Genomic DNA, 26,587 nt, shown 5'->3' with positions numbered 1-26,587 from the left:
TTGAACGTCGGGCGGATCCCTCAGAGCGGGGGAGCGAGGGCGACCACCTCGGTCCTCGACCGCACGCCCAGTTTGCGCAGCACGGTCGCCACATGGGTCTCCACCGTACGAGGCGACAGGAACAGCACGTCGGCGATCTCCCGGTTGGTCTTGCCGAGCGCGACCAGCCTGGCCACCTCCCGCTCCCGCCGGGACAGCGCTCCGGAACCGCCCCTGCCCCGGGACCTCGGCGGCGCGACGCCGACCCCCGTGTCACGCAGCGTCCGCCTGCACCGGGCCGCGTCGTGGACCGCGCCGAACTCGTCGTACCACCCGGCGAGCCCGGCCAGCAGCGAGGCGGCGGCCGGATCGCCCAGGGCGAGCAGGGACCGCGCCCTGCCCTCCTGCGCCCTGGCCGCCTGGTAGGGCTGCGGCAGAGCCCGATAGGCCTCGTCGGCCCTGGCGAAACGGTCGGCCGCGGCGGCGTGCCGCCCGGCCGCGGCGGAGATCGTCCCCTCGGCGAGGGCGAGACCGGCCCGCGCGGCGGGCGCGTCACACCCCTCGACCCCCCGGGCGAACTCGGCCACCAGGGCGGCGGCCTCCTCGGTGCCGCCGGTCCTGACCAGCGCTGAGGCGGCGGAGGGCACCAGCATGGCACCCCACACCCACACGTCCTTGTGCCGCAGCCGGGCCACCGCGCGCGCGGCGTGGCCGACGGCCTCCTGCGTCAGCCCCCTGGCCAGGCACAGCTCGATCATGCCGCTCGCCGCGGTGAACGTGACCGGCAGGAAGTGGCCGTCCGGCTCCTCAAGGCCGGTCGCGCGCAGGTGCCTGGCGGCCTCCTCCCACTCGCCCCTGGCCAGCGCCAGCATCCCCATGACCAGCCAGACGTCCGCCGCGGACAGGGGGTTCTCCGGGACCAGCTCGACCAGGGCGTGGGCCCGTTCCCGCAGCCCCTCCCAGCGTCCGGCGAGCCAGTCCCTGCGGATCGCCGTCGCGTTGAGCTGGTAGGCGGAGACCGGGGCGTTGGCCGCCGTGGCCAGCCGTACACCCTCCCGGGCGAAGCGCTCGGCCCACTCAAGGTGCCCCAGGGTCGCCGCCGCGTCGACGAGGTTGGCGTAGGCCCTGGCGACCTCCCTGCGCACACTCGGGTTCCCGTCGGTGACCGGCAGCCTCGCCACCAGGTCGAACGCGCGCGGGGAACCGAGGGTCATCTCGAAGGAGACCCGGTTGACCAGGACCGCGGTCGCGAGCGCCGGATCGTCGGCGCCCACGATCAGCTCCTCGGCGCGGTCGATCCACTTCCGGTGGGCCGACAGGGGGTCGGAGCCCCACCACGGCATCGCGAGCGCCGAACAGGCGCGGGCGGCGAGCATCGGCCGGTCCCGCAGTTCCCCGACCGCCGTGGTGATCTCCGGCCTGCCCGCCGCGCTGTCGTTGGCCTGGTTGCACAACAGCAGCCCCAGGTTGAGCCGCGCCTCACCGCGCGCGTCGGGTTCGAGGAGGCCGTCACCGAGCAGGCGGCGCAGCAGCCGTACCACCCGCTGGTGGGACAGCCCGGTCGTGGCCAGGCGGCTCAGCGTCAGCACCAGTGGTTCCCGGTCGCGCGGGGGCAGGTCGGGGGAGGCGAGCATGTCCTCGATCAGCTCGACCGCCACGGGGGTGTCGCCCAGTTTCGCGGCGTGGTCCGCCGCCGCGGTGCCGTACCGCAGCCAGGCCTCGCGCATCCCCGCCTGCCTGGCGTGGAAGGCGAGCTGCACCAGCGCCAGCGGGTCGGACTCCTGCAGCGCCGCCATCGCCCGCTCGTGCCCCACCCGCCGTTCCGGGCCCGGGATCGCCTCGTAGACCGCCTGCTGGGCCAGGGCGTGGCGGAAGCCGTACCGGCCGGGAGGGTCCTCGTACAGGACCCCGGCGGCGAGGGCCTCGCCGAGCCCGGTCAGGTCACCGCCGACCGCGGTGACGAGCCGTTCGCCGACCGGGACGCCGAAGACGGCGGCGGCCCTGACCGTCCGCACCGCGGCCTCGGTCAGCCCGAAGAGCTGGTCGGCGGTCGCCTCGCGCAACAGCAGCGGGACACCGACGTGGTCGAGCGCGTCCGGACACTCGGAACCCGGCTCGTACGCCGGGGGCAGCGACCTGAGGACCTCCTCGATCACGAACGGGATGCCCGCCGTCCGCTCCCGCAGCCTGGTGACGAACGGCTCAGGCGGGTCGGGACGGCCGAGCAGCGCGGCTGCCATGCCGCGCACCCCGGAGGCGTCCAGCGGCGCCAGGGTGACCACCACGCTGTCGGCGCCCGCCGGGCGCCGGTAGGCGTGGCCGAGTGGCAACGTGGCCTGCCCGTGCTGCCCGTCCCGCCGGTAGGTCACCACCAGCGTCAGCTCCTCCGGCGGCTGCCCGATGAGGAAGTGCAGCAGGTCCCTGGTCCCGTCGTCGGCCCAGTGCATGTCCTCCACCACCAGTACGGCGGGCCCCACGGCCGCCAGCAGGGCGCGGACGGCGCGGAAGACCCGGTGCCGTTCGGCCCGGGAGTCACCGAGCGGCGGCGGCGCCGGGGGGAGGGGCAACTCGGGCAGGTAGTCGCGCAGCGCCCCGATCACCGGGTTGAGGTCCCCGGCGGGCGGCAGCCCACCGGCCAGGTCCCGCAGCGCCTCGAACACCGGCCCGTAGGGGAACGGCTCACGGATGCGGTGACAGCCGCCCAGCAGGACGAGACGCTCACCCGGGGTGAGGTGGGTGAGCGCGGTGCGCACCAGCCGGGTCTTGCCGATCCCGGCCTCCCCCTCGACCAGGACGACCGCGGGTGGTCTGCTCATCGCCCTGACCAACGCCCGCAGCTCGCTGCCACGCCCGATCAGATCGGGTGACGCCGGGCTCCTCATGGCTGCTCCTGACGCTGCATCGCCCTCCCCGATATGAAGACGCTATCCGTCATAGCATCCGCGTTCACCATCAGTTTGAGAAATTAACTGACTTGTTGTGACTTCAAGGAAATCATCGCAGTTCCAGGGCGTGGAGAGTTGAAGCGCCGTCAACGGGTGGATTTCACCGGAAGCGCAACTCATAACTCTTGTTTATGGTTTTCTTCATCTTCCTATAAGGATCGGGGCCCTCCGGCGACCCCTGCCGCGCAGGGCGCGGCGGGCCAGCCACCCCACCAGAACGAGGACGGCGAGGGCGCCCGCGAGCGGGGCGAGACGTCTCAGGAGGGGAATCCCCGCGACCTCCAGAAGGTCCAGGGCCTCCTCGTCGGGTGTCCGGGAGGTGCGTGAGGTGCCCGCCGGGTGGACGTCCCGGTCCCCGGCGTTTTCTCCCTCCTTGGACTTTCCTGTCTCCCCGGAGGTTCCCTGCTTTTCGGATTTCGCGACCTTTTCCGGATCCCCGGGCTTTCCGGGGACGGCGGTGAGACGACGGGACTCCCGGGGCGCGGCCTCCGAGCCCTGAAGCGACTCCGACAGGTTCGCCGCGAACCGCTCGACCAGCCGGGCGCCGACCTCCGACATCACGCCCCTGCCGAACTGGGCGGGCCGTCCCGTCACCGTGAAGGAGGTGTCCACGGTCACCCGCGTCCGCCCCTCTTCGGGACGCAGGCGCGCGACCACCGTCGCCGACGCCGTGCCCGGGCCGCGTGTCTCCTTGCCGGTCGCCCCGATCATCAGCGTACGACCTGGTTCGTCCACCTCCTCGAACCTGGCCCTGCCCCGGTAGGTGAGGGTGATCGGCCCGACCTTCACCTTCAACCGCCCGGTCATCTCATCGCCCTTCGCCGTCTCCAGCGTCGCCCCCGGCAGGCAGGAGGCGACCCGCTCGACGTCGAGCAGCGCCGTCCACGCCCGCTCGACCGGCACCGGAACCGTGAACTCGTGCTCGAACCGCATCGCCATCGAACCGCTCCTTGTCCATCACCACTCACACGCCGGAGGCCGGGGCCCGGGATTCAGCGGCCCGCCGCGACGACCGCCCTGCGGGTCAGCACCCGGGACAGATGACGCCGGTAGGCGGGGTCCCCGTGCAGGTCGGTGGGCGGGGAGGTGCCCTCGTCCGCCAGGTCACAGGCATGCCTGAGCCGCTCCCCGCCCGAGGCGGACCTCCCGGAACCCGAGGACCCGGGGCCCGGGGGCGTGATGGGGACACCCACGAGCGCGGCCTCGGCCGCCCGTGCCCGCACCGGGGCCGGGCCCATGTTGGTCAGCGCGATCCGCGCCTCCTCGACCACCCCACCGTCCTCGCCGAGCCGTACGGCCGCCGCCACCCCCACGGTGGCCCAGGACTGCGCGGTCCGGTGGAACTTCTCGTAGTGGAAACCCCAGCCCGGGCCGAGCTTGGGCACCCGCGCCCCGACGAGCACCTCGCCGGGTTCGAGCGCGGACTCCAGATAGTCCACGAAGAAGCCGGCGGCGGGGATCTCCCGTTCCCCCTCGCCCGACCTGACGACCAGCACGCAGTCGAGCGCCAAGGCGACGGCGGGCAGGTCCCCGGCCGGGTCGGCGTGGGCCAGGGAACCGCCGAACGTACCGCGGTGCCGTACCGCGGGGTCGGCGACGGTGGCCGTGGCCAGCGCGAGCAGCGGGACCAGCTCCCTGACGACCTCCGAGCGCAGCACCTCGTCATGCGTGGTGAGCGCGCCGACGAACACGTGGTCGCCCCGGTCCTCGACACCGCGCAGCTCGGCCAGCCGCCCCACGTCGACCAGCGCCGACGGGTAGGCCAGCCGCAGGCGCAGCAGCGGCAGCAGCGACTGGCCGCCCGCCAGCACCTTGACGTCCTCACCCGCCTCGTCGGCCTCGGCGAGCACCCGGCACGCCTCGTCGAGCGAGCCGGGCCTGACGTAGTCGAACGGCGGCGGAATCATCGGGCACTCCCCTCGAAGCCCTCCGGACCACCGGAGGTCCGGCCCTCCTCCGAAACCCCGGCGGTGTCGGAGCCCACCGAAGTCGCAAAGGCCCCGGAGGCGCCCAAGGTCCCCGAAGCACCGAAGCCCTCCGGAGCCCCGGAGGTCATGGCCCGCCAGACGCGCTCCGGGGTGCACGGCATCCGCACGTCGTGCACGCCGTACGGGCGCAGGGCGTCGACGACCGCGTTGACCACGGCGGGGGTCGAGGCGATCGTGCCCGCCTCCCCGACGCCCTTGACGCCCAGCGGGTTGCTGGTCGCGGGGGTCTCCGTCCTGGCGGTGACGAACTCCGGCAGGTCGGCCGCCGACGGGATCAGGTAGTCGGCCATCGTCGTGGTGAGCAGGTTGCCCTCCACGTCGTGGATCGCCTCCTCGAACAGCGCCTGCCCGACGCCCTGCGCGATGCCGCCGTGCACCTGGCCCTCGACGATCAGCGGGTTCACCACGAACCCCACGTCGTCGACGGCGACGTACGACCTGATCACGGTCCCGCCGGTCTCGGTGTCCACCTCGACCGCGCACAGATGGGTGCCGTGCGGGAAGGAGAAGTTCTCCGGGTCGAAGGTCGTCTCGGCGTCCAGGCCGGGTTCGACGCCGTCCGGCAGGTCGTGCGCGGCGAAGGCGGCCAGCGCGACCTCCTGGATGGTCCGTCCCTGTGTGGTCCCGCGCACCCGGAACGACCCGTCGGCGAACTCGACGTCCTGCGCCGAGGCCTCAAGCATGTGGGCGGCCAGCTCCCGCGCCCTGTCCTTCACCTTCTCGCAGGCCGACAGTACGGCGACGCCCCCGACGACCAGCGACCGGGAGCCGTAGGTGTCCATGCCCTTGTGCGAGACCGCCGTGTCGCCGTGCAGCACCGAGACGTCCTCGAACGGCACGCCGAGCGCGTCGGCCGCGATCTGGCTCCAGGCCGTCTCGTGCCCCTGGCCGTGCGGGCTCGTCCCGGTCACCACCTCCACCTTGCCGGTCGGCAGCACCCTGACCGAGGCGTGCTCCCAGCCGCCCGCGCCGTAGTTGAGCGAGCCCAGCACCCGCGAGGGCGCGATGCCGCACATCTCGGTGAAGGTCGAGACGCCGATGCCGAGCTGCACCGGGTCGCGCTCCGCCCGCCGCCGCGCCTGTTCCGCCCTGAGCGCGTCGTAGCCGAACAGCTCAAGCGCCCGGTCCGTCGCGGCCTCGTAGTTCCCCGAGTCGTAGGTCAGGCCGCAGACCGTGGTGTAGGGGAACTCCTCATGGGTGATCCAGTTGCGGCGCCGTACCTCGACGGGGTCGAGACCGAGTTCGTGGGCCAGCTCGTCCATGGCCCGCTCGATGGCGAAGGTGGCCTCGGGGCGCCCCGCGCCCCGGTAGGCGTCGGTCGGCATCTTGGTGGTGAAGACGCCCGTGCAGGTGAAGTCGTAGGCGTTCATCTTGTAGACGCCGCCGTACATGAACGCCCCGAGCAGCGGCACCCCCGGCGTGACCAGCATCAGATAGGCGCCCATGTCGGCCAGCAGCTCGACCTGTACGGCCCGCAGCCGCCCGTCCCGTTCGGCGGCGAGCCGGATCCGCTGGAGCTGGTCACGGCCGTGGTGCACGGTCAGGTTCCCCTCGGACCGGGACTCCGTCCACTTCACCGGCCTGCCGAGCCTGCGGGTCAGCAGCAGCGCGAGGACCTCCTCCGCGGTCACCTGGAGCTTGGACCCGAAACCGCCGCCCACGTCGGGGGCGATCACCCGCAGCCGGTGCTCGGGGATGCCGGTGGTCATGGCCAGCATCACCCGCAGCACGTGCGGGATCTGGGTCGCCGAGTACAGGGTGAAGGAGTCGCCGTCGGTCGTCGCGACCACGGCCCTCGGCTCCATCGCGGTCGGGATGAGCCGCTGCTGGACGTAGGAGCGATCGACGACAACCGGCGCGTCACGGAAGGCCGCCTCGACGTCCCCCTGGGAGAAACGCCAGGTGAAGGCCCTGTTCCCGGTCTCGTGGACCTTCGGGGAACCCTCGGTGAGCGCCTCGGCCATGTCCACGACCGCCGCGAGCGGCTCGTAGTCGATCTCGATGTCCTCCAGGGCGTCGGCGGCGGCGTAACGGTCGGTCGCCACCACGCAGGCGACCGCCTCGCCGACGTAGCGGACCTCGTCGACCGCCATCGGCGGGTGGTCGGGGATGACGACGTCCTCGGTGACCGGCCACGCGCACGGCAGGCTGCCCTGCTCGCCGGCGAAGTCCTGACCGTGGAACGCGGCCACCACACCGGGCCGGGAACGCGCGGCGGAGGTGTCGATCCGGGTGATCCTGGCGTGCGCCATCGGAGCGCGCAGGAACGCCACGTACAGCATGCCGGGAAGCTGGATGTTGTCGGTCCAGGTGGTCCTCCCGGTGACCAGCCGGGCGTCCTCCTTACGTCTCCGCGCCCTGCCGACCTCACGGCCCTCGTCGGCCTCGTGGTCCTCATCGGGTTCGTGGTTTCGGGGGAGGGCTGCCGGATTCGCCGGTCCGGGTCCCTGAGGCTCGTGGCCCCTGCCGGTCTCGCGACTCCCGCGGGGGGCGCCGGGCCGGTCGTTCTCGGTGGTCCGCTCGGTCATGGCGTTCCGGCCTCCCGTCCCGCCATCTCGCGGGCGCCGCGCCGTACGGCCCTGACGATGGTGGTGTATCCGGTGCAGCGGCACAGGTTGCCCTCAAGGCCCCGGCGCACCGCCTCCTCCGACGGGTCCGGGTCGTTCCTGACCAGGTCGATCGCGGCCATGATCATGCCGGGGGTGCAGTAGCCGCACTGCAGCGCGTGCTCGGCGTGGAAGGCCTTCTGCATGGGGTGCCACTCCGGCCCCCTGGCGAGACCCTCGATCGTGACGACCTCACCCCCGTCGGCCTGTACGGCCAGCACGGAGCAGCTCTTGACGCTGACGCCGTCGAGCATGACGGTGCAGGCGCCGCAGTTGCCGGTGTCACAGCCGATCGGGGTCCCGGTTCTGCCGAGCCGGTCCCTGAGCAGATGGACGAGCAGCAGCCGCGGCTCGACCTCCTCCTCATAGGTGACCTCGTCGACGGTGACGGTGATCCGAGGCATGGACCCTCCCGATGCACCTGCGGCGGCCCGGAAGGCGGAGCCGGACAAACGTATACGTACCTCCCTGTTTTCTGCCCGCCAGTCTTCCCCTTCAAGCAGGCGAATCCACAGCTCAGGGCCGTGGAACCCACGATGTCGGCCGGCCGCGTGTCCTCGACGCCTCCTCGCACGGAGGCGTGATCGGCGCCCGGTCGATCCACCGGCCGGTGTCCCGCGTGACGTCGGCCTCCCCGATCTCCGTCGGGACGCGGTTGAGGCCCGGGATCGGGGCGGGCCTGTCAGGCGCTCCGGTCCTCGACGGCCGCGTTCTCGGGCGTCGAGAAAGGCCCACACCGCCGGGGCGGCCTGGAGACCCGTACCGGACGCCGTAGGGGCGTGAACGACCGATCAGGGATCGGCCCGCCCGTCGCCGAATCGAACGCCCGAGCCGTCGGCCGGACCTCGGGTCGCTTCACGATCCGAACGAAACCGAGCCCCGAGAGCACCGGACAACGCCCCATGCCACCCGGAATTCGGACACCCCAGCCATAGAAAGTCTCGGCCCACGCTTTTCCGCCCCGGCGCGAGAGGTTTCTGCCAGGACTTTCCCGGTGCCAAGCGTGAGGTTTGATCTTGGCCTTACCGGCGCCAAGCGTGAGGAGTGTCGGCTTGGGCGCGTCGGCGTCTGGACTGAGGAACGCAGGAGCGCAGCGACGCAGTGACGAGGGAAGACGCCGACTCGGGGCGCCCAAGCCCCGCGACGCCGCCAGGCGGAGCAAGGAGACACAGCGCAAATGCTAACGCCGTACCGCCCGAGCCAGGATCGCCGCGAATCCCGCCAGCCCCAGCCCGCCGAGGACCACCGGGAGCATGACCAGGGGCTCGATGTCGGGCAGGGTGATGAAGAGGATGCCGGTGACGATGAACAGCAGGCCGCTGAGCAGGGCCATCCAGTCCGTGCGGTGCACCCGTCGGCGCACCTCGGGCTCGTTGTCAGGCCGCACGCCGTACCTCCACGTCTCCGATGCCCGCCTTGACGTCGAGCACGATGGTCGGTGCGTCGCCCTTGGGCTGGACCTCGGGCTCCAGGATCTTGTCGTAGCGGATGTCGGCGCCGCCCTCGACCAGGTGGTCGATCTTGACTTCGCCGATCTTGGTGTACGCCCTGACCTCGACCCTGGCGGTCGGGGGAAGGATCACGCGGAGCTCGCCCACCGAGATGGAGGCGGCGAGGACGGTTCGCGACCCGGGGGTCAGGGGCAGTTCGCTCAGGTCGAGGGTGCCTTCGCCGATGCCCACCGCGTAGGAGGGGGCCATGTCGGCCATGCTGGTCGGCTCCCAGTGGTAGCTGCCGAACTTCCTCGGCATGCCGGTGAGCGTCGATCCGGCGACGAGGGCGAGCGCGAGGACGGTGCCCACGGCGACCAGGGCGGTGCCCCTGCCGAACCAGGCGGCGACCAGCAGGCCCGCGCCGATGGTGATGAGCATCGCGCCACCGACGGCCGTCATGTTCACAGATCCGGACGGGGACTGGGCCGCCACGATGATTCCTCCGACGATCAGGGCCAGGAACATGGTGATGACCCCGACGAACGTTCTTGGGCGCCTGGGCCTGGCCGTCTTCTGCGGCGGCGGGCCGTACATGGGCGGGCCGTAGGGAGAGTACGGCTGCTGCCGCCTGCTGGGGTCGAGCGGGCGGTAGGGGCCGTAGGGGGAGAACGGTTCTCCCGAGGAGTCGAAGGGCATCCGCGTCGCGGTGTACGGCCCGCTGGAGGCCGCCCGCACGGTTCTGTCGGCCCCGGGCGGGGTGTGCGCCGCGTTGACGGTCGTCTCGTCCGCGTACGGCCGGGCCGCCACGGGGGGCTCGGGGGCTTCGGGCGCCTCGGGAGCGACAGGGGCCGCGGGCGCAGGGGCCGGAGACACGGATGTCTCAGGGGCCTCGGGCACCGGAGGAGCCTCGGATGCCGTGGCGGCAGGAGCCGTGGGTGTCTCGGGCGCCGGGGGGACCTCGGAACTCTCGGAGACCGGAGGCACGGGTGCTTCGGTCGTGTCCTGGTGGGGCCGTGGGTACGGCTGCGCCACGGGACCCTGGGGCGCGCCGTACGGCTCCCCGGAGGGAGGCGGCGCGGAGGAGGGCCTGAAGGAGAAGCCGGGAGGGTTGGCGAAGGACGGGGGAGCCGGGGGGTGGAAGGCCCGGTGCGGACGGAGCCGTTCGGGCAGGGAGCGGGTGACGGCCAGCAGGTCGACGCCGCGCGAGTGGGCGGTGAGCAGCGCGATGGCGAACAGCGTGCCGACCACGACGGTGCCGGTGCCGATGCCGTCCGAGGACAGGTTGATGATCAGGCCGACGGCGAAGACGCCGGCCAGCAGGGCCAGGACGGTCTCGCTGTCGAAGTCACGCCTGGTCCACTGCTCCATGTAGCCGGGGCCGCCGTTGGTCTCCCGCATGAGCAGGAACGCCGCGATGTAGAGCATGACGCCGATGCCCGACCCCAGCACCAGTATGGCGAAGCCCACCCGGAACAGCACCGGATCGACCCCCGTGTGGCGGCCGAGTCCCGCGCAGACACCGGTGAGCATCCGGCCCTCTTCGGCGCGCCCGAGCGTCCTGTTCCGCTGGGACGAGGGAGATGGCGAGTCGGGCGGGCTGCTCGCCGGGTCCTGCGCGTTCCCGGTGTCGTTCATGTGTCCATCGTGGCCTGGCCGGGGTGGTGGTCGCATCCGGGAGACCCCTGAGTCGTCCCCTACCGAACGAGCCTTCCTCAGGGTCCCGTCAGGGGAACGCCGGATGCGGAGATACCGTCCTACATGTGACGATGCTGGGGATATGGCTGACAGAACGATGATTCGCGACGCGGCGCCCGCGACCTCGGAGGAACCCGCCTCCCCCCGGCTGATGCGGCCGGTCGAGGGGCGGCTGTTCGCGGGTGTCGCCCAGGGCGCGGCCGCCCAGCTCGGGCTTGACCCGGTGGTGCTGCGGCTGGCCTTCGTGCTGCTCACGGTCCTGGACGGGATCGGCGCCGTGGCCTACGCGGCGCTGTGGATGTTCACGCCGCGCGAGCCGTACGAGGGCAGGGAGCCGGCGAGGGACTGGAGCCAGCTGGCCGCCTACGGCGCGATCGGCATGGCGCTGCTGGCCCTGGGGTGGCTCACCGGCGCCTCAGCGGGGGGGATCGGCGCGTGGCCGATCGCGGTCGGCGGCATCGGCTCGCTGATCCTGTGGCAGCAGGCCGACCCCGACCGGCGGCGGCGCTGGATGTCCACCACGGTCGGGCAGGTGCGCCAGAACCGGGTCCGCACGTTCGTCGGCCTCGGGCTGGTGGTCGTCGGGGCGATCGGCTTCCTGGCGGCGACCAACGAGCTGGGCAGCGCCCGCCCCGGCATCATGTTCACGCTGGTGGTCGTCGGTGGGGTCGCGCTCATCGCGGCGCCGTGGCTGGCGGCCCTGTGGAAGGAGCTCCAGCGGGAGCGGCGCGAGCGCATCCGGCAGGAGGAGCGGGCCGAGTTCGCCGCGCACGTGCACGACTCCGTCCTGCACACGCTGACGCTGATCCAGCGCAACGCACACGACTCCCGTGAGGTGATGCGGCTGGCCCGTTCCCAGGAGCGTGAGCTGCGCAACTGGCTCTACCAGCCCAAACAGGACGCAGACGCCTCGGTCGCGGCGGCCGTGCGGCGGGTGGCGGCCGAGGAGGAGGACGCGCACGGCGTGCCCATCGAGATCGTCTGCGTCGGCGACTGCCCGCTGACCCCGGAGCTGTCGGCGATGATGCAGGCGGCGAGACAGGCTATGGTCAACGCCGCGAAGTACTCCGGCTCGCCGGTCATCTCCGTCTACGCCGAGGCGGAGCCGGAGGAGGTCGTCATCTTCGTCCGGGACCGGGGTGTCGGCTTCGACATGAAGGACGTCCCGGAGGACCGGATGGGCATCCGCCAGTCGATCATCGGCAGGATGGAGCGCAACGGGGGCAGTGCCCGGGTCAGGACCGAGCCGGGCGAGGGTACGGAAGTGATGCTGACCATGAAACTGGAGAAGGTGTGAGCGCGTGAGCACCGTCAGGGTTCTGATCGTCGACGACCACCGGCTCTTCCGCTCGGGCGTCCGCGCCGAGCTGGGCGACTCGGTCGAGGTGATCGGTGAGGCCGAGGACGTGGAGTCGGCGGTCAAGGCCATCGCCGAGCTGCAGCCCGACGTGGTGCTGCTGGATGTGCACATGCCGGGCGGCGGCGGCCAGGAGGTGCTGCGCCGGGTGCTCGGGTCGGGTTCGCCGGTACGGTTCCTGGCCCTTTCCGTCTCCGACGCGGCCGAGGACGTCATCGGCGTGATCCGGGGCGGCGCGAGGGGCTACGTCACCAAGACCATCAGCGGGCGTGAGCTGACCGACGCGATCCGCAGGGTCGCCGAGGGCGACGCGGTCTTCTCCCCGCGCCTGGCGGGTTTCGTGCTGGACGCCTTCGCCTCCAGCGAGGCCCCGCCGATCGACCCCGAACTCGACTCGCTGACCCAGCGGGAGCGTGAGGTGCTGCGCCTGATCGCCAGGGGCTACGCCTACAAGGAGATCGCGAAGGAGCTGTTCATCTCGGTGAAGACGGTTGAGACTCACGTTTCGTCCGTCCTGCGTAAGCTTCAGCTCTCCAACAGACACGAACTGTCACGATGGGCGACCGCGCGCCGTCTGGTGTGATCTGTACTATATGTAACTTATGTGCGACTCTGCGATGTATGGGTCGTGACGTACCTGCCATGGTGTTCAGCCGGGAGGACCGCCGACGCTACCGGGACAAGATCCGGCGGTCCCTCGACGCGCTGGCGCGGATGCTGCGTGAGTTCAGGTTCGAGGCCGACAGGCCACGGGCGGGCCTGGAGATAGAGCTCAACCTGGTCGACGACCGGGGCGAGCCCACGATGAAGAACGCCGAGGTGCTGGCGGCGATCGCCCAACCGGACTGGGCGACGGAGCTGGGCCAGTTCAACGTCGAGATCAACGTCCTGCCCGAGCCGCTTGAGGGGGACGGCGCCGTACGCCTGGAGAAGGCGGTGCGCGACCGGCTCAACCACGCCGAGGAGCGGGCCGACACGGTCGGCGGCCACCTGGTGATGGTCGGGATCCTGCCCACGCTGCGCGAGAGCGACGTGCACGAGGGGACGCTGTCGGCCAACCCCCGCTACCGACTGCTCAACGAGCAGATCTTCGCGGCCAGGGGTGAGGACATGCACCTGTCGATCGAGGGCGGGGAGAGCCTCGACACCTACGCCGACAGCATCACGCCCGAGGCCGCCTGCACGAGCCTCCAGCTCCACCTCCAGGTGGCGCCCTCGGCGTTCGCGGCCACCTGGAACGCCGCCCAGGCTGTCGCCGGGCCGCAGGTGGCGGTCGCGGCCAACTCGCCCTTCCTGTTCGGCAGGCTCCTGTGGCAGGAGACCAGGATCCCGCTGTTCGAGCAGGCGACCGACACCCGTCCCGTCGAGCTGCGGGCCCAGGGGGTGCGGCCGAGGGTGTGGTTCGGCGAACGGTGGATCACCTCGGTCTTCGACCTGTTCGAGGAGAACGTCCGCTACTTTCCGCCGCTGCTGCCCCTGTGCGAGGAGGCGGACCCGCAGGAGGAACTCGACCGGGGCGTCCCGCCCGAACTGGCCGAGCTGACCCTGCACAACGGGACCGTCTACCGCTGGAACCGGCCGATCTACGCGGTCGTGGACGGCGTCCCGCACCTGAGGGTGGAGAACCGGGTGCTGCCCGCCGGGCCCTCGGTGGCCGACATCGCGGCGAACGCGGCCTTCTACTACGGCCTCATGCGCGTGCTCACCGAGGCCGAGCGGCCGATCTGGACGCGCATGCCCTTCTCCGCCGCGCGGGACAACCTGCACTCCGCCGCCAGGCACGGTCTCGGCGCCCGCCTCTACTGGCCGGGGGAGGGCGAGGTGACCGCCTCGGACCTGATCCTGCGCCGCCTGCTGCCGATCGCCGACGAGGGCCTCCGGCTGCGGGGCGTGGACGCGGAGATACGCGACAGGCTGCTCACCATCGTCGAACGGCGGTGCGTGACGGGCAGGACCGGGGCCAGGTGGCAGACCGGCACGGTCGAGGCCCTTGAGGCGACCGACGGCCTCGACCAGCACGAGGCGCTGCGCCGGATGACCCTGCGCTACATCGAGCACATGCACACCAACGAGCCGGTCCACGCCTGGCCCCTGAACTGAGCCCCTGAACCGAGCCCCTGTCCGGAGCACCGTCCTGGGCGCCGGGTACGCCGCGGCGCCTACCCGGAAATCCGCCACGAGGTTGATGTCGGCGTCACCCCGGTCCGCCTAGTCTGTTGATCGGTGGTCCACCAGGGGGTGATGTCATGCGGAAGATGGTCGGGGAGATCGGCTGGGCCGTACGGGGGGCGTGTCGTGCGAGCGATCCCGAGCTGTTCTTCCCGCTGGCGCAGGCGGTCGAGCAGGAGGCGCGGGCGAAGGCGGTCTGCTCCGGCTGCCCGGTCCTGGGCGAGTGCCGCGCCTACGCGCTGAGGGCGGCCGAACCCGAGGGCATCTGGGGTGGTCTCACCGTTCAGGAACGGCGCGGGCTGCGCTTCCCGGCAGGGTGGCGGCGGCCCGAGGCCGGATGACCCATCCCGGAACTGGCAGGGACGGAGGCGGGATGACGCGACGCGTGCATCCGGAGAGCATGGGCTTCAGGACCTTCAAGGCGGTACGGCGGGCGGCGCGCGAGCGGGTCGCGCCCGTCAGGCAGCGGCAGCGGGCCGCGCTGGCGGGGGCGGTCGCCGTGCTGGCGGCGGCCAACGTGCTCAACAACCGGGTCGCGCCGAGGCTGGCCCCGCTGACCTCGGCCGCCACGGTCGGCGTCCTGCTGGCGGTCGCCCGACGCCGTGGGGTCTCCTGGTCGGAGGTCGGCTTCCAGGAGGGTTCCCGCGGCCTGCTGATCGGGGGCGTCCTGGCCTCCGCGGTCGCCGGGGCCTACGGGGTGGGGATCGCGCTGCCCGCCACCCGCGGGTTCTTCCGCGACGAGCGGGCGCTGGCGCTCTCACCGGCCAGGGTGGCCGAGGAGGCCCTGATCCAGGTGCCGTTCGGCACGGTCCTGCTTGAGGAGGTCGGCTTCCGCGGGGTGGTGCACGCCCTCGTCGCCCGTTCGCACGGGCCCGTCACGGCGACCGCGGTCTCCTCGGCCCTGTTCGGCCTCTGGCACGTGCTGCCCGCGATCGACATGCTGACCGCGAACCCGGCCCTCGGCCGCCTGGCCGCGGGGGAGGACCCCACGCCGGGCAAGCCGTCCACGCGGGAGGTCTCCCGGGCGGTCGCCGGTTCCGTGGTCGCGACGGCGCTCGCCGGGGTCGTGTTCTGCGAGCTACGGCGCAGGGGAGGCCTGGCCGCGCCGTCGCTGCTGCACGTGGCGACCAACTCGCTCGGCTACCTGTTCGCGCGGCTGGCCCCCGCCGACACCTCTCGCTGACGTGACGGTCCCCGCGCCCTGAGGGGGACACGGGGACCGTGGGACGTGCGTGCTCAGCGGATTCCTTTGGGTGCGTGAACGGCATCCCTCCTTTCCGTGTTCCGCGCCGGGACGCGCGGGTCAGTGTTCGGCGTGGTCGGACAGGCCCTCGCGCTGGATCTTCTTCCAGGACCGGGGCTCCTGGAGCGGGCCGGTGGGGGCGGCGCTGCGGGCGTTGGCCGCCACCGGGGGCGAGGCGGGCTTGCCGGCGGTGAACAGCCAGGTCCTGAACAGGTCGTCCAGCGGCCTGCCGGCCAGGCGCCCGGCGTAGGCGACGAAGTCCTCGACGCGGGCGTTGCCGTACTTGTTGGCCACGGGCCAGCCCTTGAGGATCTTGAAGAAGGTCTGGTCGCCGACCTCGCCGCGCAGGGCCTGCAGGGCGATGGCGCCCCGGTTGTACACCGCGGCGTGGAACTGGTTCTCAGCACCCGGGTCGCCCGGCCTGACCTGCCAGAACGGGTTGTCCGCCGGGTAGAAGCCGTAGGTGTAGGCAGCCAGCTCCGCGGCCGTCCCCTCGCCCTCCTTCTCCGACCAGAGCCACTCGGCGTAACGTGCGAAGCCCTCGTTGAGCCAGATGTCGCGCCAGGTCCTCACCGAGACGTCGTCGCCGAACCACTGGTGCGCCTGCTCGTGCACCACCACGTAGGGGTTGGCCCCGCTGCGGAAGTGACGCGGGCTGTAGAAGGGCCTGGTCTGGGTCTCCAGGGCGTAGCCGGTGGGCACGTTGGGGACGTAGCCGCCGATCGCGTCGAACGGGTAGGGGCCGAAGACCCCGGTCTCCCAGTCGAGGATCTCCGCGGCGCGCCCGACGCTCGCCTTGGCCGCGCCCTCGTCGGCGCCGAGGTCCCTGCTGTAGGCGCTGAAGACCGGCAGGCCGCTCTCCGTGGTGTCCGTGACGATCTCGAACCTGCCGACCGCGAGGGTGGTCAGGTAGGTCGCCTGGGGCTTGGAGGAACGCCAGTTGTAACGGGTCCAGCCGAGGCGGGAGACGGCCGACTGCAGCGTGCCGTTGCTGATGGCCTGGGTGCCGTCGGGGACGAGGACGGAGACGTCGTAGGTCGCCTTGTCCGAGGGGTGGTCGTTGCTCGGGAACCACCACCAGGAGCCCTCGGGCTCGCCCGCCGCCACACCGCCGTCGGGGGTGCGTAGCCAGGGGTTGATGCCGTTGACCGTCACCTGGGACGGCGTGCCCGCGTATCTCACCACGACGGTGACGGGCTGGTTCCTGCGCAGGGGCAGCGCCGGGGTGATCTCAAGCTCGTGGGCGCCCGACCGGGCGAAGGTCGCCTTGCGGTTGTTGACCAGGACCTCGCTGACCGTCAGCGCGAAGTCGAGGTTGAAGCGGGTCAGGTCCTGGGTCGCGGTGGCCGTGATGGTCGCCGTGCCCTCCAAGTGGTCGTCGGCGGGCTGGTATTTCAGTCTCAGGTCGTAGTGGGCGACGTCGTATCCGCCGTTGCCGTAGTCGGGGTAGTAGGGGTCGCCGACCCCCGGCGCGCCCTGGCCCGCGGTGACGGCACCGGCTGGCAGGCTCGTGAACATGCCGGCGAGGGCGACGACTGCGGTGGCGAGGACTTTCTTGCGCACGTTTGTCTCCATCCGGTCGTTAAGCATGCATTACCTACCTGAATACTAGGTAATGTGGGCAAAGCTTACAAGAGACAAACACGATCGTGGTCTCAGACGGTCAGGACACGCTGCGGCCTTCTCGGACTCCTTCGCGGTCACCGCGGTCGTAAGACGGTCTCCGGGCACTCGACGCGGACGGGAGGAGGCCGCCCGCCCACGCGAGCGGCCTCGGACTCCGCCGAAAAGGTACGGCTCGCAGGCCGGAGGTCAGACGGTCAGGACCCGCTGGAAGGCCTCCGCGTAACGGCCCTCGCCGAAGCCCGCCGTGACCGCCGTCTGGCCGAACCGGTCGCGCACGAAGCCGTCGAGGTCGTCCATGTGACTCACCTGGCTGGCGTGGGCGCGCAGCGCGTTGATCTTGCGGTCCACGGTCTCGGTGATGTCCACGTGGTGGTCCGGGGTCGGCGAGCCGTTGAGCCAGACCTCCCTGACCGTCCACGCCTCAAGACCCTCCTGGAGGAGGAGCTCGGGGAAGGCGTAGGGGTTGCGGGCGTCGGGGTAGACGGCGTCGAGCGCGGCCCCGCCGACGGCCCGGTGGTCGGGGTGGCTGGGGGCGACGAAGCGGTAGTTGCGCTCCGGCGAGTGGGTGATCACCAGGTCGGGCCTGACCTGGCGGATGACCCGGGCGATGTCACGCCGCAGGTCGAGACTCTGCACCACGGAGCCGTCCGGGTAGCCCAGGAAACGCACGTCGGTCACGCCGACGGCCTTGGCGGCCGCGGTCTGCTCGCCACGGCGCAGCTCGGCCATCCCGCCGTTGTCCACCTCCCGGTCGAAGCCCCCCGCGTCGCCGTCCGTGACGACGCAGTACGTCACCTCGACACCACGGTCGGTGAAACGCGCGATCGAGCCCGCCGCGCCGAAGTCGACGTCGTCAGGGTGGGCGGTGACCACGAGCACCCGCTCGATCTCGCTCTCCGACAACATGTGCGCCCCCTCGTGTCGTTCACGTACTGATGAATTCTCATAACCGTCCACCGGCCCGCCCACATTCCTGGACCCGGCTGTCGGCGGGCCGCCTTACCCTAGGGGACGTGTCGATCCCAGCCGCTCCCCTGACCCACCCGTTGCTCGACGGGCTCAATCCCCAGCAGCGTGAGGCCGTCGTGCACCACGGCGCCCCCCTGCTCATCGTCGCGGGCGCGGGCTCCGGCAAGACACGGGTGCTGACGCACCGCATCGCCTACCTCCTGGCCGAGCGTGACGTCAGGCCGCAGGAGATCCTGGCCATCACCTTCACCAACAAGGCCGCCAGGGAGATGAAGGACCGGATCGACGCCCTCATCGGCCCGCGTTCGGCCTCGATGTGGGTGATGACCTTCCACAGCGCGTGCGTGCGCATCCTGCGCAGGGAGGCCAAGCGGCTCGGCTTCCCCACGAGCTTCTCCATCTACGACCAGGCCGACTCCCAGCGGCTGATGGCCATGGTCTGCAGGGAGATGGACCTCGACCCCAAGCGTTACCCGCCGCGCTCCTTCTCGGCGCAGGTCAGCAACTTCAAGAACGAGCTGATCGACTACGAGACGGCCGCGGCCCAGGCGGGCACCCACCTGGAGCGCACCCTCGCCGAGGCCTACCGCAACTACCAGCGCAGGCTCACCGAGGCCGGCGCGATGGACTTCGACGACCTCATCATGCTGACGGTCACGCTGCTGCAGATCTTCCCCGACGTCGCCGAGCACTACCGGCGCCGCTGGCGGCACGTCATGGTCGACGAGTACCAGGACACCAACCACGCCCAGTACACCCTGGTCAGAGAGCTGGTCGGCTCTCCCGAGCTGGTCACCGCGGACGGCGAGGTGGTCAGGGAGGGCACCGTCGACCCCGCCGAGCTGTGCGTCGTCGGCGACGCCGACCAGTCGATCTACGCCTTCCGCGGCGCGACGATCCGCAACATCCTGGAGTTCGAGCGCGACTACCCCGACGCCAGGACGATCCTGCTCGAACAGAACTACCGCTCCACCCAGACGATCCTCAGCGCGGCGAACGCGGTGATCTCGCGCAACGAGAGCCGCAAGCCGAAGAACCTCTGGTCCGACCAGGGCGCGGGACCGAAGATCATCGGTTACGTCGCGGACAACGAGCACGACGAGGCCATGTTCGTCGCCCAGGAGGTGGACAGGCTCGCCGACGACGAGGAGGTCGTCCCCGGTCAGGTGGCCGTGTTCTACCGCACCAACGCGGCCTCCCGGGTCTTCGAGGAGATCTTCATCAGGACCGGCCTGCCGTACAAGGTGGTCGGAGGGGTGCGCTTCTACGAGCGCAAGGAGGTCCGCGACCTGCTGGCCTACCTCAGGGTCCTGGCCAACCCGAACGACGTGGTCTCACTGCGCCGCATCCTCAACGTGCCCAAGCGCGGCATCGGCGAGCGGGCCGAGGCCATGGTCGAGGCGTTCGCCTCCCGTGAGCGCGTCTCGTTCTGGGAGGGGCTGCGCCGGGCCGACGAGGCACCGGGCATGGCCACCCGCTCGCTCAACGCGATCAAGGACTTCGTCGCGCTGCTCGACGGCCTGCTCGCCAAGGCGGAGACGACGCCGCCCTCCGAGCTGGCCCAGGAGGTGCTTGAGGTCACCGGCTACCGCGCCGAGCTGGCCGCCTCGGAGGACCCGCAGGACGAGAGCCGCCTGGAGAACCTCGACGAGATGGTCTCGGTCGCCTCCGAGTTCGAGGAGGCCAACCCCGAGGGCACGCTGGTCGAGTTCCTCGAACAGGTCTCGCTGGTGGCCGACGCCGACCAGATCCCGGCCGGTGACGGCGGCCAGGGCGTGGTCACGCTGATGACGCTGCACACGGCCAAGGGGCTGGAGTTCCCCGTGGTCTTCCTGACCGGCATGGAGGACGGCGTCTTCCCGCACATGCGTTCGCTGGGCGAGCCCAAGGAGCTTGAGGAGGAGCGCAGACTGGCCTATGTCGGCATCACCCGGGCCGAACGGCGGCTGTACCTCTCCCGCGCCGCCGTCCGCAGCTCCTGGGGCGCCCCCGCCTTCAACCCGGCCTCCCGGTTCGTCACCGAGATCCCGGCCGACCTGGTCGAGTGGCGCGGCGATCCTGGCAAAAGCGCCTGGAGCGCCGCGACGACCCGCCGTGAGGCACGTCCCGCCCAGCCAAGGAAGTCAGGCGGGCGGCAGGTCCCCAACCTGGCCCCCGGCGACCGGGTCACCCACGACCAGTTCGGCCTGGGCACGGTCGTCTCGGTCGACGGGGTGGCGGAGAAGACCAAGGCGAAGATCGACTTCGGTAGCGGCGGGGAGAAGACCCTGCTGCTGACCTACGCGCCGATCGAGAAGCTCTGACCCCGGTTCACCCGGTGAACAGGTTGTTGAGGGAGACGTTCCCGGGGTCGGCGTCGCCGATCCTCAGCTCGTCGAAGTCGGCGACCTCGGCGGCGGGCGGGGCCTTGAGCGCCGAGCGCAGGCCCCAGCCGCCGTACTGGGTGTCGTTGAGATAGGTGACGTCGACGCTGGTCAGGCCCCGTACGGACTGGACGTACGACGAGACGGCACGCCGGGGGAGCTGGTCGGCGCCGAGATAGAGCCGCCAGCTCACCTTGAGCGGGGCCGACTTGGCCGAGGGCTTGGCCCCGAGCACCGCGCGGGCCGACGGGGAGATCCGGTACAGCTCGCCCAGGGTGAAGGAGCCGGAGCGGACGACGGTCCTGGTGCCGTCCAGGGTGCCGCCGGGACGGCCCGGGCCCGCGTGGGCGAGCGCGGCCCGCAGCGTCGCGGGCTCCAGCGGGTTGAACAGCCGCTGCGCGGGGTTGGTCGTGGAGAGGACGTCGTCACGGCTGCGCAGCCACTTCTTCCCCTCGGGAAGGGAACCGGCGTAGACGCCGCCCTGGGTGTAGGAGACACCCTTCACGGTGACCGTCCGGGAGGGGGCGAACGGCTCGGAGGGCGTGCCCTCCTCGGCGGGCAGCTCGAAGGAACCGGTCAGGTCGGACGCCACGACCCCCGAGGGGCCGAACTCCAGCACGCCCTTGACCCGGCCGTACACCGTACGCGGGTTTCCGCCGTCGCCGACGAGCTTGGCCCTTTCGACGATCCTCACCCCGTGCCCGGCCTTGAACCGCCCCTTCAACGCCGCCACGGGATCGGCGGCGAGGGCGTTGGCGGGCGGGGCCGCCACCAGCAGGGGGAATGCCAGGGCCGTGAGGGCGGCACCGGTCAGGACGGCGGTCGTTCGCCTCATCGAGAAGATCCTCCCGGGGTGTCCCCGCGTCGTCGCAGGGGGGTGAGGAGATTGTCGCCCACCCAGGGGATCAACGAGACGTGCCCGGCGGACACGGTCCGCCGGGCACGTACATGTTCGCCGTCTTTCCGGATCAGTGGTTCCGGGCAGCGCCCGCCCCCGGGCGGTCGACGAAGGAGTTCACCTGACCGCGCAGGATCGAGACCTGGGCCTCGGGCTTGGTCAGCTGCAGGTCCTTGAGCTCGGCGACGGTCTCGGGCTCGGGCGCCTTGATCGACACGATGCTGCCCCAGCCGCTGTAGACGGTGTCGTAGACCGTCGTCGTCCTCTTGCCCTGGGTGTAGCTGGTCGTCAGGCGCCTGGGGAGCTGGTCGGCGCCGACGTAGAGCTTCCAGTTCATCACGGTCTTGCCCGCGGTCTCGGTCAGTGCGGTGCTCTGCGAGGCGCGGAACCACGGCGAGACCTTGGCCAGTTCACCCCAGGTGATCTTCCCGGCGTAGAACCCGGCGCGCTTGGTGGTGGCGTGCGCGAGCAGCGCCTTGAGCGTCGTGGGCTCGGCGGCGTTGACCGACTGGGTCACCGCGCCGACTATGCCGAGTGTGTCCTGGGGGAAGCGGATCCAGGTCTTGCCCTCGGGGATGAACTCGCCGAAGGCGCCACCCGAGACGTAGGTCGTCTTTCCGAGGCGGACCACCTGCTCGGGCTTGGTCATGGCCTTGACCAGTCTGATGAAGGGGTCCTCCTCACCGTCCTCGCCGGGGCTGGAGAACTCCTCAATCATCTTGAGGGTCTCCTCGTCGATCCGGTACTTCCCGGTCTGGTCGGACGCGACGACACCCGAAGGGCCGAACTGCAGGACGCCCTTACGGTCGGCGGCGATCGTGCTCTTCTGGCCCTTGGCGTAGATCTTCGTCTTGTCGACGAAGGTCACACCCTGGCCGCTGACGAGCTTGCTCTTCAGCGCGGCGACCGGGTCGGCGGCCTTGGCGTGCGCGGTCGACGCGAGCGCGGGGACGCTCACCACGGCCATGGCCGCGCACGCCAGACCGGCAATGTATCGCTTCAAAGGGGGATTCCTCCTGGATATACCCTCCGCCCCGTTCGGGAGGGTTCAGGGTATTCATATCAGATATGATCATCATAAAATGCGATATCTGATGGCTTATTCGTAGTTAGTTGTGAATATTTGGTGCAGTGTCTTTCCGGTCACCTTCCGTGAGCCCCGCCGGCGCCCTCGCCCACTCCGCACCGCCCAGGACCAGGCAGACGCGTGAGCCGTACGGCGGGCGGCCGGGCCGGGGCGGCGGGGCGGTGACGGGGCGTGGCGTCCGACAGGCGAGTGTGGCGCCGAACCGGGCGGGACGCGGCGTCCAACCGAGACGGACGGGAATGCCACCGGAGGCGATATGCGAAAGGCCTGCTCGGAGAGAACGGCCGGGCATTCGGCGGCCGTGATTCGCTTTCCGCCTTTATGGATTCCGCGGTTGCACGCGAGATCCGGTGAGCCCGGCGGTCGTCAACCGCGGCCGGAGGCGCCGACGGCCGACTCCCGGCTCTCGACGGGGGCCTCGACGACGGGGGCCTCGACATCGGAGGTCCCGGCGTCGCCTCGGGGGGACGGCGCGTCCTCGCGTCCGGCACCCGACCTGGCCCCCTCGGCGGGGGAGTTCGGCGTGCGCTCGATCGCGGCGCCTGAGCCGAGGTGACGGGCGTCGACGACCTGGTCCGCGGGCGGGGCGGTCACGACGATCCCGGTGCCCCAGCCGGTGTAGCGGATGTCGTCACTGCCGTGCGGGTCCTTGGTCACCAGGCGGGTGGGCAGTCCGCGGGTGTCGAGCCACAGCCGCCAGCCGACCGAAAGGCGGCCCGTCTCGACGGGCAGCGTGTAGCCCCGGCGCTCCCTGAAGGAGGGGGAGGCGTCGTACAACCGCTTCAGGGTGACCGTGCCCCGGTACTGGACACCGCCCTTGTACGGCAGGCGGTCCTTCGCGGTGCGAAGCAGGAGGCCCAGGGTTGAGGGTTCGAGCGCGTTGACCGCCTGGTCGCCGAGGAGGACCTCCCAGCGGGTGTTCCTGCGGGTGTCGCTGACCCAGGCCTTGCCGTGGGGGAGCCGGTCCGCGAAACGGGGGGAGGAGGTGTAGTTCACCCCGCCGACGGTGATCACACGCTCCGCGCGCAGTTCGGTTCTGCCGCCGGAGACGGTTCTTGAGACGTCCCGCCGTACGACGTCCAGGCCCGCGAGACCCGAGGGGGACAGACGCAGGACACCCGTGCGGCGCGAGCTCAGGGTGCCGCCCGCCGAGGGGGCCTGGCCCGACTCGGCGATGCGGACGCCGTCCCAGGACGCCAGCCGTTGCCTGAGCGCCTTCACCGGGTCGACGGCGGCGGCCTGCGCGGCGGCCGGAGCCGTGATGGTCAGCGCCGGCGCGAGCAGCGCCGCGGCCAGCGGGGCGATCCATCGCCTCATGGGGTTCACCGTCCTGTACATCAGTTTTCGCAAGGGGAGGGAAAGGCATCATTCCAGACAATGATCATGAATGTGTCGAGATTTCCGGTGGTCCCGTGAAATCCGGCGGGGCATCGCCGGTTACGCTGCGAACAGCTCTTCCGTAGCGCGTGGAGCGCGGACAAGGAGGTCTGCATGGAAGCCGAGTCGAGGATTCGCGTGGTCATCGCCAAACCCGGCCTTGACGGGCACGACCGGGGCGTGAAGATCGTGGCGCGGGCACTGCGGGACGCCGGGATGGAGGTCGTCTACACCGGCCTGCACCAGACGCCCGAGCAGATCGTGCGCACCGCCATCCAGGAGGACGCCGCGGCGGTCGGTCTCTCCGTCCTGTCCGGGGCGCACATGACACTCTTCGCCAAGGTCATCGAGCTGCTGGCGGAGAACGACGCGAGCGACATCGTGGTGTTCGGCGGCGGCATCATCCCCGATGAGGACATGCCCGAGCTGGAGCGCATGGGGGTCGCCCGGGTCTTCACCCCGGGAGCGACCACCCAGGAGATCGTCGATTGGGTGCGAAGCGCGATCCCGTCCCGCGTATGATTCCGTCCCGCGCGAAGAGGGCCCTTTCGTCCGCGAGGACCCGGTGACCTGGCCACGCCCCTCGGGAGGCTAGGCTTCTTTGGCGCAAAGACGCCGGGCTCCCCCATGAGAGCGAGGAGCCGGCCCGCCCACATTCTGTACACCAGCCGCACAAGCAAGGACGGACCCTCGTGGACCTGTTCGAACATCAGGCGAAGGAGCTCTTCGCGGAGTACGGCATCCCGGTGCCGCGCGGTATCGTCGCGCACACCGTGGAGGAGGCACGAGCGGCAGCCGAGCAGCTGACCGGCCGTGTCGTCGTCAAGGCACAGGTCAAGACCGGTGGCCGGGGTAAGGCGGGCGGCGTCAAGGTCGCCGACGACGCCGCCGACGCCGAGCAGAAGGCCACCCAGATCCTCGGCATGGACATCAAGGGCCACACGGTCCACAAGGTCCTGATCGAGGAGGCCAGCGCGATCGCGGAGGAGTACTACTTCTCCTTCCTGCTCGACCGTGCGAACCGTACCTTCCTCGCCATCTGCTCCGCCGCGGGCGGCATGGACATCGAGGAGGTCGCGCACACCGCCCCGGAGAAGGTCGCCAAGGTCCCGGTCTCCCCGCTGGACGGCGTCGACCGCGCCAAGGCCCGTGAGATCGCGGTCGCGGGCGGCCTGCCCGAGGTCGCGCTCGACGGCGCCGCCGAGCTCATCGAGAAGCTGTGGGCCGCCTTCGTCGACGAGGACGCCTCCCTGGTCGAGGTCAACCCGATGATCCTGTCCGCCGACGGCCAGGTGAAGGCCCTCGACGGCAAGGTCACCCTCGACGACAACGCCTCCTTCCGCCAGGCCGAGCACTCGGTCTTCGAGGACAAGGCCGCCGAGGACCCGCTTGAGGCCGCGGCCAAGGCCAAGGACCTCAACTACGTCAAGCTCGACGGCAGCGTCGGCATCATCGGCAACGGCGCGGGCCTGGTCATGTCCACCCTCGACGTCGTCGCCTACGCGGGCGAGGCCTTCCCCGGCCAGCCCAAGCCCGCCAACTTCCTCGACATCGGCGGCGGCGCCTCGGCCGAGGTCATGGCGGCCGGTCTGGAGATCATCCTCTCCGACCCCTCGGTCAAGTCGATCTTCGTCAACGTCTTCGGCGGCATCACCGCCTGTGACGCGGTCGCCAACGGCGTCGTGTCCGCCTTCCAGCTCCTGGAGAGCCGCGGCGAGGCCGTCAGCCGCCCCCTGGTCGTCCGTCTCGACGGCAACAACGCCGACCTCGGACGGAAGATCCTCGCCGACGCCAACCTCAAGGGCGTCGAGCTTGTCGACACGATGGACGATGCGGCCAAGCGCGCCGCCGAGCTCGCCGCGGTAGGTGCGTAATGGCTATCTGGCTGACCGAGAACAGCAAGATCATTGTTCAGGGCATGACCGGCGGCGAGGGCACCAAGCACACCCGCCGCATGCTCGCCTCAGGCGCCCGCGTCGTCGGCGGCGTCAACGCCCGTAAGGCCGGGACCGTCCACGAGGGCCTGCCCGTCTTCGGCACCGTCAAGGAGGCCATCGAGCAGACCGGCGCCGACGTCTCGGTCGTGTTCGTGCCCCCGGCGTTCACCAAGGACGCGGTCAAGGAGGCCGTCGACGCCGAGATCCCGCTCTGCGTGGTCATCACCGAGGGCGTCCCGGTCCACGACACCACCGAGTTCTGGGCCTACGCCGTCGCCAAGGGCAACAAGACCCGCATCATCGGCCCCAACTGCCCCGGTATCGCCTCCCCCGGCGCCTCCAACGCGGGCATCATCCCGGCCGACATCACCACCGCGGGCCGTATCGGCCTGGTGTCCAAGTCCGGCACGCTGACCTACCAGCTCATGTACGAGCTGCGTGACTTCGGCTTCTCGACCGCCGTCGGCATCGGTGGCGACCCGGTCATCGGCACCACGCACATCGACGCCCTCCAGGCCTTCCAGGACGACCCGGCGACCGACGCGATCGTGATGATCGGTGAGATCGGCGGAGACGCCGAGGAGCGCGCCGCCGCCTACATCGAGCAGCACGTGACCAAGCCGGTCGTCGCCTACGTCGCGGGCTTCACCGCCCCCGAGGGCAAGACCATGGGTCACGCGGGCGCGATCGTGTCCGGCTCGGCCGGAACCGCCCAGGCGAAGAAGGAGGCTCTGGAGAAGGTCGGCGTGCGCGTCGGCAAGACCCCGAGCGAGACCGCCCGCCTGATGCGCGAGGTCATGCAGGCCCGCTAGGACGTCCCGGCAGGCCACAGGTGAAGGCGCCCGTCCTCGACGGGCGCCTTTCCCTGTTCCCGGCGTCCCCGGCCGCGTGGATCATCGCACGCGCGAGGTTCCC

21 protein-coding genes are annotated in these 26,587 nt (G+C 71.0%); 9 read left to right on the top strand and 12 right to left on the bottom strand.

What is annotated here, in order from left to right; translation table 11 throughout:
• Nucleotides 1–20: 20 nt before the first annotated feature.
• The 7 genes from ABZ470_RS32195 to ABZ470_RS32165 all read right to left on the bottom strand — a co-directional run bounded on the left by ABZ470_RS32195 (nt 21) and on the right by ABZ470_RS32165 (nt 10,586).
• Complete coding sequence (locus ABZ470_RS32195) at nt 21–2,861, bottom strand: AAA family ATPase (protein ID WP_362916161.1); 2,841 nt, start codon at nt 2,859–2,861, stop codon at nt 21–23.
• A gap of 204 nt (nt 2,862–3,065) precedes the next feature.
• Entirely contained in the window at nt 3,066–3,863 is a 798-nt protein-coding gene (locus ABZ470_RS32190; protein WP_362916159.1) for an SRPBCC family protein, read from the bottom strand.
• A gap of 53 nt (nt 3,864–3,916) precedes the next feature.
• Nucleotides 3,917–4,831 carry a xanthine dehydrogenase family protein subunit M gene (locus tag ABZ470_RS32185; protein WP_362916157.1) on the bottom strand — a complete coding sequence of 305 codons (915 nt, stop codon included), beginning with the start codon at nt 4,829–4,831 and terminating at the stop codon, nt 3,917–3,919.
• Nucleotides 4,828–7,440 carry a xanthine dehydrogenase family protein molybdopterin-binding subunit gene (locus tag ABZ470_RS32180; RefSeq protein WP_362916155.1) on the bottom strand — a complete coding sequence of 871 codons (2,613 nt, stop codon included), beginning with the start codon at nt 7,438–7,440 and terminating at the stop codon, nt 4,828–4,830. Before ABZ470_RS32180 ends, ABZ470_RS32185 begins: the two co-directional genes overlap by 4 nt.
• Nucleotides 7,437–7,922: a (2Fe-2S)-binding protein gene (locus tag ABZ470_RS32175; RefSeq protein ID WP_352010104.1), complete on the bottom strand. Its 486-nt coding sequence runs from the start codon at nt 7,920–7,922 to the stop codon at nt 7,437–7,439. The genes ABZ470_RS32180 and ABZ470_RS32175 overlap by 4 nt, the downstream gene beginning before the upstream one ends.
• A gap of 776 nt (nt 7,923–8,698) precedes the next feature.
• Entirely contained in the window at nt 8,699–8,905 is a 207-nt protein-coding gene (locus tag ABZ470_RS32170; RefSeq protein ID WP_352010103.1) for a hypothetical protein, read from the bottom strand.
• Nucleotides 8,895–10,586, bottom strand: a complete 1,692-nt coding sequence (locus tag ABZ470_RS32165) for a PspC domain-containing protein (RefSeq protein WP_362916153.1) — start codon at nt 10,584–10,586, stop codon at nt 8,895–8,897. Before ABZ470_RS32165 ends, ABZ470_RS32170 begins: the two co-directional genes overlap by 11 nt.
• A 142-nt stretch (nt 10,587–10,728) precedes the next feature.
• Between ABZ470_RS32165 and ABZ470_RS32160 the strand changes: the two genes are divergently transcribed.
• The 5 genes from ABZ470_RS32160 (at nt 10,729) to ABZ470_RS32140 (ending at nt 15,355) form a co-directional block, all read left to right on the top strand.
• Nucleotides 10,729–11,943, top strand: coding sequence for a PspC domain-containing protein (locus ABZ470_RS32160; RefSeq protein WP_352010101.1), 1,215 nt, complete (start codon nt 10,729–10,731; stop codon nt 11,941–11,943).
• A gap of 4 nt (nt 11,944–11,947) precedes the next feature.
• On the top strand, nt 11,948–12,586 hold the full coding sequence (locus ABZ470_RS32155; protein ID WP_352010100.1) for a response regulator transcription factor: 639 nt from the start codon (nt 11,948–11,950) through the stop codon (nt 12,584–12,586).
• A 38-nt stretch (nt 12,587–12,624) separates the two neighbouring features.
• Entirely contained in the window at nt 12,625–14,103 is a 1,479-nt protein-coding gene (locus ABZ470_RS32150) for a glutamate--cysteine ligase (protein WP_362916151.1), read from the top strand.
• A gap of 146 nt (nt 14,104–14,249) precedes the next feature.
• On the top strand, nt 14,250–14,513 hold the full coding sequence (locus ABZ470_RS32145; RefSeq protein ID WP_352010098.1) for a WhiB family transcriptional regulator: 264 nt from the start codon (nt 14,250–14,252) through the stop codon (nt 14,511–14,513).
• 32 nt (nt 14,514–14,545) lie between these two features.
• Nucleotides 14,546–15,355 (top strand): CPBP family intramembrane glutamic endopeptidase, encoded by an 810-nt coding sequence (locus ABZ470_RS32140; RefSeq protein WP_362916149.1) that lies wholly within the window; start codon nt 14,546–14,548, stop codon nt 15,353–15,355.
• Nucleotides 15,356–15,475: 120 nt separating this feature from the next.
• Here the strand turns inward: ABZ470_RS32140 and ABZ470_RS32135 are convergent, their stop codons facing one another.
• Complete coding sequence (locus tag ABZ470_RS32135) at nt 15,476–16,978, bottom strand: M1 family metallopeptidase (protein WP_362916147.1); 1,503 nt, start codon at nt 16,976–16,978, stop codon at nt 15,476–15,478.
• 249 nt (nt 16,979–17,227) lie between these two features.
• On the bottom strand, nt 17,228–17,947 hold the full coding sequence (locus ABZ470_RS32130; protein ID WP_352010095.1) for a PIG-L deacetylase family protein: 720 nt from the start codon (nt 17,945–17,947) through the stop codon (nt 17,228–17,230).
• Nucleotides 17,948–18,087: 140 nt separating this feature from the next.
• Between ABZ470_RS32130 and pcrA the strand changes: the two genes are divergently transcribed.
• Complete coding sequence (gene pcrA, locus ABZ470_RS32125) at nt 18,088–20,313, top strand: DNA helicase PcrA (RefSeq protein ID WP_362916351.1); 2,226 nt, start codon at nt 18,088–18,090, stop codon at nt 20,311–20,313.
• 7 nt (nt 20,314–20,320) lie between these two features.
• Here the strand turns inward: pcrA and ABZ470_RS32120 are convergent, their stop codons facing one another.
• The 3 genes from ABZ470_RS32120 to ABZ470_RS32110 all read right to left on the bottom strand — a co-directional run bounded on the left by ABZ470_RS32120 (nt 20,321) and on the right by ABZ470_RS32110 (nt 23,675).
• The gene (locus tag ABZ470_RS32120; RefSeq protein WP_362916145.1) at nt 20,321–21,208 is read right to left on the bottom strand and encodes a hypothetical protein; all 888 of its coding nucleotides are present in this window, start codon (nt 21,206–21,208) and stop codon (nt 20,321–20,323) included.
• Between the two features lie 133 nt (nt 21,209–21,341).
• Nucleotides 21,342–22,274, bottom strand: coding sequence for a hypothetical protein (locus tag ABZ470_RS32115; protein ID WP_362916143.1), 933 nt, complete (start codon nt 22,272–22,274; stop codon nt 21,342–21,344).
• A gap of 450 nt (nt 22,275–22,724) precedes the next feature.
• The gene (locus ABZ470_RS32110) at nt 22,725–23,675 is read right to left on the bottom strand and encodes a hypothetical protein (protein ID WP_362916141.1); all 951 of its coding nucleotides are present in this window, start codon (nt 23,673–23,675) and stop codon (nt 22,725–22,727) included.
• Nucleotides 23,676–23,849: 174 nt separating this feature from the next.
• Here ABZ470_RS32110 and ABZ470_RS32105 point away from each other — a divergent pair, with 174 nt between their 5' ends.
• The 3 genes from ABZ470_RS32105 to sucD all read left to right on the top strand — a co-directional run bounded on the left by ABZ470_RS32105 (nt 23,850) and on the right by sucD (nt 26,484).
• On the top strand, nt 23,850–24,257 hold the full coding sequence (locus tag ABZ470_RS32105) for a cobalamin B12-binding domain-containing protein (RefSeq protein WP_184712787.1): 408 nt from the start codon (nt 23,850–23,852) through the stop codon (nt 24,255–24,257).
• A 170-nt stretch (nt 24,258–24,427) separates the two neighbouring features.
• Complete coding sequence (gene sucC, locus ABZ470_RS32100) at nt 24,428–25,609, top strand: ADP-forming succinate--CoA ligase subunit beta (RefSeq protein WP_352010090.1); 1,182 nt, start codon at nt 24,428–24,430, stop codon at nt 25,607–25,609.
• On the top strand, nt 25,609–26,484 hold the full coding sequence (sucD, locus tag ABZ470_RS32095; RefSeq protein WP_352010089.1) for a succinate--CoA ligase subunit alpha: 876 nt from the start codon (nt 25,609–25,611) through the stop codon (nt 26,482–26,484). Before sucC ends, sucD begins: the two co-directional genes overlap by 1 nt.
• The last annotated feature ends 103 nt before the right edge of the window (nt 26,485–26,587 follow it).

Origin of the sequence: Streptosporangium sp. NPDC020072 (assembly GCF_040631445.1) — a bacterium.
GTDB lineage: Bacteria > Actinomycetota > Actinomycetes > Streptosporangiales > Streptosporangiaceae > Streptosporangium.
The sequence above is the reverse complement of the archived record's forward strand: the minus strand, read 5'-3'. Positions and strand labels throughout refer to the sequence as shown.

Coding starts and splice junctions, on each gene's coding strand:
- ABZ470_RS32195 (WP_362916161.1), bottom strand. CDS start 2,861: ATGAGGAGCCCGGCGTCACCCGATCTGATCGGGCGTGGCAGCGAGCTG.
- ABZ470_RS32190 (WP_362916159.1), bottom strand. CDS start 3,863: ATGGCGATGCGGTTCGAGCACGAGTTCACGGTTCCGGTGCCGGTCGAG.
- ABZ470_RS32185 (WP_362916157.1), bottom strand. CDS start 4,831: ATGATTCCGCCGCCGTTCGACTACGTCAGGCCCGGCTCGCTCGACGAG.
- ABZ470_RS32180 (WP_362916155.1), bottom strand. CDS start 7,440: ATGACCGAGCGGACCACCGAGAACGACCGGCCCGGCGCCCCCCGCGGG.
- ABZ470_RS32175 (WP_352010104.1), bottom strand. CDS start 7,922: ATGCCTCGGATCACCGTCACCGTCGACGAGGTCACCTATGAGGAGGAG.
- ABZ470_RS32165 (WP_362916153.1), bottom strand. CDS start 10,586: ATGAACGACACCGGGAACGCGCAGGACCCGGCGAGCAGCCCGCCCGAC.
- ABZ470_RS32160 (WP_352010101.1), top strand. CDS start 10,729: ATGGCTGACAGAACGATGATTCGCGACGCGGCGCCCGCGACCTCGGAG.
- ABZ470_RS32150 (WP_362916151.1), top strand. CDS start 12,625: ATGGGTCGTGACGTACCTGCCATGGTGTTCAGCCGGGAGGACCGCCGA.
- ABZ470_RS32145 (WP_352010098.1), top strand. CDS start 14,250: ATGCGGAAGATGGTCGGGGAGATCGGCTGGGCCGTACGGGGGGCGTGT.
- ABZ470_RS32140 (WP_362916149.1), top strand. CDS start 14,546: ATGACGCGACGCGTGCATCCGGAGAGCATGGGCTTCAGGACCTTCAAG.
- ABZ470_RS32130 (WP_352010095.1), bottom strand. CDS start 17,947: ATGTTGTCGGAGAGCGAGATCGAGCGGGTGCTCGTGGTCACCGCCCAC.
- ABZ470_RS32120 (WP_362916145.1), bottom strand. CDS start 21,208: ATGAGGCGAACGACCGCCGTCCTGACCGGTGCCGCCCTCACGGCCCTG.
- ABZ470_RS32110 (WP_362916141.1), bottom strand. CDS start 23,675: ATGAGGCGATGGATCGCCCCGCTGGCCGCGGCGCTGCTCGCGCCGGCG.
- ABZ470_RS32105 (WP_184712787.1), top strand. CDS start 23,850: ATGGAAGCCGAGTCGAGGATTCGCGTGGTCATCGCCAAACCCGGCCTT.
- sucD (WP_352010089.1), top strand. CDS start 25,609: ATGGCTATCTGGCTGACCGAGAACAGCAAGATCATTGTTCAGGGCATG.